The organism is Cellulomonas algicola (genome assembly GCF_003851725.1).
Classification (GTDB): Bacteria; Actinomycetota; Actinomycetes; order Actinomycetales; family Cellulomonadaceae; genus Cellulomonas; species Cellulomonas algicola.
On the sequence record NZ_BHYL01000324.1, the window covers coordinates 1 to 6061 of the forward strand.

The window sequence follows — 6061 nt, forward strand, 5'->3', positions numbered from 1 at the left end:
GCGTACGGCAACGAGCCGACGGGCTGCGACGCGCGCGCCGCGAGCCCGAGGTCCGCGAGCTGCGCGTCGGCGCGCGCGGCGGCGTCGACCCCGCCGCCCGGCACGCCGACGGCGACGTTCTCCCGCACGCTCAGGCCGGGGAACAGCCCGAGGCCCTGGAGCGTGCGGGCGACGCCGCGGCGCGCGAGACCTGCGGTGGGGCCCAGCGGGCGCCCCTCGAAGGTGACCGTCCCGCGCGCGGGTCGCACGAGCCCGCAGACGGCGTTGAAGACCGTGGTCTTGCCTGCGCCGTTGGGGCCGATGAGGGCGACGACCTCGCCGTCGGACACGTCGAGGTCGACGTCCTCGACCGCGGTGAGCCCGCCGAAGCGGACGGTGAGACCCCGGACGACGAGGCGCGGCCCGGTCGGCGCCGCCCCCTCGATGGGCGGTCCGGCTGTCGGGCTGCGCAGACTCACGGTCGACCTCTCGTGCACCTCGTCGTGACGCGATGCGCCGAGGCTACAACAGAAACCGACCAGCCGGTATGCCCCCACCGCGGTGGGTGCCCTGCGGGCGTCAGCCTCACGGGTCAGGCGTGCGGCACGCCGGCGATCATGCCGCCGTCCACCACCAGCTCGGTCCCGGTCACGTACGCGGAGTCCGCCGACGCGAGGAAGAGCACCGCCCCCACGACGTCCTCGGGCGTCGCCGTGCGCCCGAGCGGGATGCGCTGGCGCGACGCGTCGAGACGTTCGGTCATGGGCGTCACCACGAACCCCGGGTGCACCGAGTTCACACGGATCCCCTCGGGGCCGAGCTCGACCGCGAGCGACTTCGTCAGGCCGCGCACGCCGAACTTCGACGCCACGTACCCGTGCAGCCCCGCGTCGCCCCGCATGCCCTCGACCGACGAGATGTTGACGATCGAGCCGCGCCCGGCAGCCCGCATGCCCGGCACCACCGCCCGCGCACCGAGGAACGTGCCCGTGAGGTTGACCGCGATCACGGCGTCCCACTGGTCCTTGCCGTACCGCTCGAGCCGCCCCGCGTTCGCGATCCCTGCGTTGTTGACGAGCACGTCGACGACACCGAGCGCCGCCGCCGCCCCGACCGCCGCGGCCCACGACTCCTCCGACGTCACGTCGAGCGGCACCGCGAGCGCGCCCGGCCCGAGCTCGGCCGCGAGCCGCTCGGCCTCGTCGACCAGCACGTCGCCCACGACGACGGCCGCCCCCGCTGCGTGCAGCGCGCGCACGTACGCCGCGCCGAGCCCGCGTGCGCCGCCGCTGACGAGCGCCACCGATCCGTCGAGCCGTGCCATGCGGACCTCCGGAGGTCGTCGGCGTGGTCCCGGGACGCGGCAGGAGCGCCGGGCCCGGCTGTCCCGGGTCAGGCGACGCGCACGACGAGCCGCCCGGTCGTCCCGCCGCCCGCGAGCCGCGCGACCGCCTCGGGCGCCCGCTCGAACGGCACGACGTCGCTCACGACGGGGCGCACCGCACCCTGCTCGACGAGGCCCGTGAGCGCCCGGTGCGCGAGCCGGACGAGGTCCGGTCGCCGCCGCGCGTAGAGCGCCCAGTGCAGCCCGAGGACGCCGTAGTTCTTCACGAGGGCATGGCCCGCGCGGGCGTCCTGGATCGTGCCGCCCGCGAAGCCGACGACCACGATGCGCCCCTCGAACGCGACGCACCGCGTCGCCGCCTCGTACGCGTCACCGCCGACCGGGTCGACGACCACGTCGACGCCCGCCCCGCCGGTGGCGTCCCGCACGGCGGCGGCGACGTCCTGCGCGGACCGGTCCACGACCACGTGCGCGCCGGCGTCACGGGCCGCGGCAGCCTTCGCCTCCGACCCGACGACACCCACGACCCGCGCCCCGGCAGCGGCGGCGAGCTGCACGGTGGCGGTCCCGACACCGCCCGCGGCGGCGGTGACGAGCACGCTCTCGCCGCGCCGCAGGCCCGCCCGCCGGTGCAGCGCGAACCACGCCGTCTGGTACGCGATGACGAACCCGGCGGCCTGCTCGTCGGACAGCCCGGCGGGGGCGGGCCACACCTCGTGCGCGTCGAGCACCGCGCGCTCGGCGAGCACCCCGATCCGCGACCCGACGACGCGGTCGCCGACGGCCACGTGCTCGACGCCGTCGCCGACCGCGAGCACGTCCCCGCACAGCTCGATGCCGGGCACGAACGGCAGCGGCGGCCGCTCCTGGTACTGCCCGCGCGCGAGCAGGACGTCGGGGAAGTTCACCGCGACCGCGCGGACGCCCACGAGCACCTGCCCGGGGCCCGTGGCCGGGTCGGGCACCTCCGCGAGGCGCAGCACGTCGACGGGCTCGCCGTACCGCTCCACGTGCCACGCGCGCACGGCTCAGCCCTCCGGACGGGCGGCGATGCCCGCGAGGAACAGGTCGGTGAGCTGCGCGGCGACCTGCTCCTTGGTCTCCGGCCCGTCGGACGAGAACCACGTCGGCAGGTAGTGCACGTCGGCGAAGAAGTGCGCGACGATCACGCCGCGCGGCACGTCCGTGCGGTAGTACCCCTCGGCCTGGCCCTTCTCCAGCAGCGCCGCGAACGTGTCGTGGTACGCGCGGCGGCGTCGCGTGACCTCCTGCTGACGCGGCTGCGACAGCATGTGCACGCTGCGGAAGAAGACGGTGCCCTCGAGCAGGAAGTCGATCGACGTCTCGATGACGTCGACGCACGCCTCCCGCAGGAGGACGTCGGCGGGCTCGTCGCGCGCCGCGATCGCCTCGAGGTGGTCGGTCTGGAGCGTGAGCATCCGGTCGTAGACGGCGAAGAGCAGGTCGTCCTTCGACTGGAAGTAGTGGTACATGGCGCCCTTGGTGACGCCCGCCGCGTCGACGACCTGCTGCACGGAGGTGTTCGCGTACCCCTGGGCCGCGAACAGCCCGAGTGCGGCCCGCAGGACGTCGTCGGCCACGCTGGTCTGCTTCATGCGGTCATCCTTCCCCCCACGGGCGCACGCTGACGCCACCGTCGAGCACGAGCGTCTGCCCCGTCACCCAGGCGGCGTCACCGGACAGCAGGAACGCGACGGGCCCGGCGACGTCCTCGGGCTCCCCGATCCGCCCGAGCGGGTACCGCGCCGCGACGGCCGTCTCGTCGTCCTCGTAGAGGCGGCGGGCCAGCTGCGTGCGGACCACGGCGGGCGCCACCGCGTTGACGCGCACGCGCGGCGCGAGCTCGACCGCGAGCTGCGCGGTGAGGTTGAGCAGCGCGGCCTTAGAGACGCCGTACAGCGCGATGCCGGGGCTCGACGTCAGCCCCGCGGCCGACCCCGTGCACACGACCGACGCACCCTCGTGCGCGCCGAGCCCGGCCGCGACGGCGTCCCGCGTCCACTCGAGGGCGGCGACGACGTTGACCGCGAGGATCTTGTCGACGGCAGCCCGCTCGATGTCGAGCAGCGGACCGTAGACCGGGTTGATGCCGGCGTTGTTGACGAGGTGGTCGAGCCGGCCGAACCGGTCGACGGCCGTGGCGACCGCGGCGGCCCGGTGCTCGGGGTCGTCGACCTTGCCGGCGACGCCGACGGCACGGTCGGGCCCGATCGCGGCGACGGCCTCGTCGAGCGTCTCGGCGCGCCGGCCGGTGAGGACGACGCGCGCCCCCTCGTCCGCGAGCCGCTGCGCGACCGCGAGCCCGATGCCCCGGCTCGCACCCGTCACCAGGGCGACCCTGCCGTCGAACCTGTTCATCACGTCCTCTCGCCGCGGCCTGCCGGACGCCCGTGCGACCGCCACGCAGGCTGTCGATGCGCGGGCGAGCGCGAAACCGACCGTTCGGTATGTCGCGACATTACACGACCCGGCCCCGGAGCGATGCGCGCGCGGCCAGGACGCGCAGCACCCGGCCCGCCGACCACTACCGTGTGAGCGTGAACACGAGCACCGCCCCCCACCGGCCCGCGCGCGCGCTGCCCACGGGCACCCAGCACACCCTCACCCGCGGCGACGCCCGCGTGGTGGTCGCCGCCGTCGGCGCGAGCCTGCGCGAGTACACCGTCGGCGGCGTCGACGTCGTCCTGCCGTTCGCCGAGACCGAGTCGGCCCCCGCGTACTCGGGCGCGGTCCTCGCCCCCTGGCCCAACCGGCTCACGGACGGCGAGTACGCGTTCGACGGCACCGACTACGAGGTGCCCGTCACGGAGCACGCACGCCGGACCGCGCTGCACGGCCTCGTCGCGTACGTCGCGTTCACCGCGAGCGAGCACACCGACGACCGGCTCGTCCTCGAGCACACGATCGTCCCGACGCCGGGCTACCCGTGGTCCGTGCACCTCGCGGTCGCCTACACGCTCGACGACGAGGGCCTGCGCATCGAGGTGACCGCGGCCAACGTCGACGAGACCACCGCCCCCTACGGCATCGGCTTCCACCCGTGGCTCTCCCCGGGCGACGCGACCGTCGACGAGTGCACCCTGCAGGTCGACGCCGACGTGCACGTCACCGTGGACGACCGGCTGCTCCCGACCGGCACCGAGCCGGTGAGCGGCACGTTCGATCTGCGCACCGCCGTCCCGCTGCGCGGCGTGGAGCTCGACGACGCGTGGGTCGGCGTCACGCGCGACGACGCGGGCCTGTCCTGGATCCGCCTGGGACGCCCCGACGGCCGGACGGTCGCGATGTGGGCCGACGAGAGCTTCGTCGCGTGGCAGGTGTGCACGGGCGACGGCATCCCGCGCCTCGACCGCCGCGGCGTCGCAGCCGAGCCGATGACGTGCGTCGCCGACGCGTTCCGCACGGGCACGGACCTGGTCCGGCTCGAGCCGAGGGCGAGCCACCGGGTCGCATGGGGTCTGCGCCTGCTCTGACCGCAGCCGCCGTCGAGGGCGTCCGGGCTCCCGCCTGGGCGCCCTCGTCATGTCCGAGGCGAGGCGCACCGAGTCGCGGGGGGCCGAGCGGCGCCGACGAGGCGCGCGAGGCGCGGGGGCCGAGCGGCGCCGACGGGGCGCGCGAGGTTCAGCGCACGCGAGGATCAGCGCACGCGCGGACCAGCGGATGCGAGGACTAGCGGATGCGGCGGGGTGAGCCGGGCGCGGTGGTCGGCCGGTCAGCGGCCGTAGTACTCGCCGTCCTCCTGGACGCCCTTGGCGTACTCCCAGTGCCACGGCTCGAACGGCCCGCTGCCGCCGCGCTTCGCCCAGGCCGGGTTCTCCCAGCCGAACGCGGGCCCGTTGTCGAGGATCCACGCCCACTTGGCGCCCGACGTCTGCGTCTGGCAGAGGTCGACGGCGAGGCCCCAGCCGTGGTTGCTCTTGCCGGGGGCGGCGGCGAGGCCGCCCTTCTGCGCCTTCACGACGCGCTGCTGCGCGAGCGAGCGGTAGCCGGAGCTGAGGCACAGGTCGCCGCCGAACCGCGCGACGAACGCCTGGTTGAACTCGGCGAGCGAGACGGCCGCGTCCGCGCGGAGCTGCGTGTGCCCGTCCCACAGGGTGCACAGGTCGGCCGTCCGGAGCAGGCCGTTCTCCCCCGCGGGCCGGTCGGTGCCGTCGCAGCCGGGGAGCGCGGAGCGGATCTCGGTGCGGCTCGTGCCCGCGGCCTCACGGGCGGCGAGCGCGCCGTCGGCCGAGACGAGGGACGACGGCGGGAGGATCGACAGCGACGACGCGGTGAGCGCCGAGACGGTGTCGGGCAGGGACTCCTCGGCCGCGCGCGAGTCGGAGCCCGGCACGCCGACCCCCTCGAGCGCACCCTGGCTGACGGTCGGGATGACGACGGTGACGCCGGCGAGCGCACCGAGGACCCCGAGGCGGACCGCGAGGCGCGGCATCCGGGCCGGGTGGCGGTCGGTCGGGCGGACCGTCGCGGTGCGCGAGCGGATCGGTCGCTCGACGTCGGCCTCGGTCTCCGTGGCGACGGCGGCCGCGCGCGCCGAGGCCCAGGGGGCGGCGGGCTCGGGCTCGTCGTCGAGCGGCAGCGGTGCCATGACGGTCGTCTCGACGGCGGACCGGGCGGCGGGAGCGGACGACGCGGTGGAGGCGAGCGCCGACCACGCCGGTGCGGGCGCGGGGCGCGGGTGGGCGGCGGTCGCGCCGGGCTCGGTCGCGTGCGGCG

Annotated in this window: 7 protein-coding genes; 1 reads left to right on the forward strand and 6 read right to left on the reverse strand. The window is 75.9% G+C overall.

What is annotated here, in order from left to right:
• The 5 genes from CTKZ_RS17835 to CTKZ_RS17855 form a co-directional block, all read right to left on the reverse strand.
• On the reverse strand, nucleotides 1-458 hold a 458-nt coding region (locus tag CTKZ_RS17835; RefSeq protein WP_235843544.1), incomplete at its 3' end, for an ATP-binding cassette domain-containing protein.
• Nucleotides 459-571: 113 nt separating this feature from the next.
• Entirely contained in the window at nucleotides 572-1303 is a 732-nt protein-coding gene (locus CTKZ_RS17840; protein WP_124344193.1) for an SDR family NAD(P)-dependent oxidoreductase, read from the reverse strand.
• Between the two features lie 68 nt (nucleotides 1304-1371).
• Nucleotides 1372-2349, reverse strand: a complete 978-nt coding sequence (locus CTKZ_RS17845) for an NADPH:quinone oxidoreductase family protein (protein WP_124344194.1) — start codon at nucleotides 2347-2349, stop codon at nucleotides 1372-1374.
• Nucleotides 2350-2352: 3 nt separating this feature from the next.
• Complete coding sequence (locus CTKZ_RS17850) at nucleotides 2353-2940, reverse strand: TetR/AcrR family transcriptional regulator (RefSeq protein ID WP_124344195.1); 588 nt, start codon at nucleotides 2938-2940, stop codon at nucleotides 2353-2355.
• A 4-nt stretch (nucleotides 2941-2944) separates the two neighbouring features.
• Nucleotides 2945-3703: an SDR family oxidoreductase gene (locus tag CTKZ_RS17855; protein ID WP_124344196.1), complete on the reverse strand. Its 759-nt coding sequence runs from the start codon at nucleotides 3701-3703 to the stop codon at nucleotides 2945-2947.
• Nucleotides 3704-3882: 179 nt separating this feature from the next.
• Here CTKZ_RS17855 and CTKZ_RS17860 point away from each other — a divergent pair, with 179 nt between their 5' ends.
• Complete coding sequence (locus CTKZ_RS17860) at nucleotides 3883-4818, forward strand: aldose 1-epimerase family protein (RefSeq protein ID WP_124344197.1); 936 nt, start codon at nucleotides 3883-3885, stop codon at nucleotides 4816-4818.
• Between the two features lie 239 nt (nucleotides 4819-5057).
• On the opposite strand, the gene CTKZ_RS17865 is transcribed toward CTKZ_RS17860, so the two are convergent.
• Nucleotides 5058-6061: M15 family metallopeptidase (locus CTKZ_RS17865; RefSeq protein ID WP_200829806.1), on the reverse strand; the 1004-nt coding region annotated here is incomplete at its 5' end.

Bases quoted from the DNA above. Each gene is read 5' to 3' on its own strand.
- CTKZ_RS17850 (WP_124344195.1), bottom strand. From the start codon at position 2,940: ATGAAGCAGACCAGCGTGGCCGACGACGTCCTGCGGGCCGCACTCGGG.
- CTKZ_RS17855 (WP_124344196.1), bottom strand. From the start codon at position 3,703: ATGAACAGGTTCGACGGCAGGGTCGCCCTGGTGACGGGTGCGAGCCGG.
- CTKZ_RS17840 (WP_124344193.1), bottom strand. From the start codon at position 1,303: ATGGCACGGCTCGACGGATCGGTGGCGCTCGTCAGCGGCGGCGCACGC.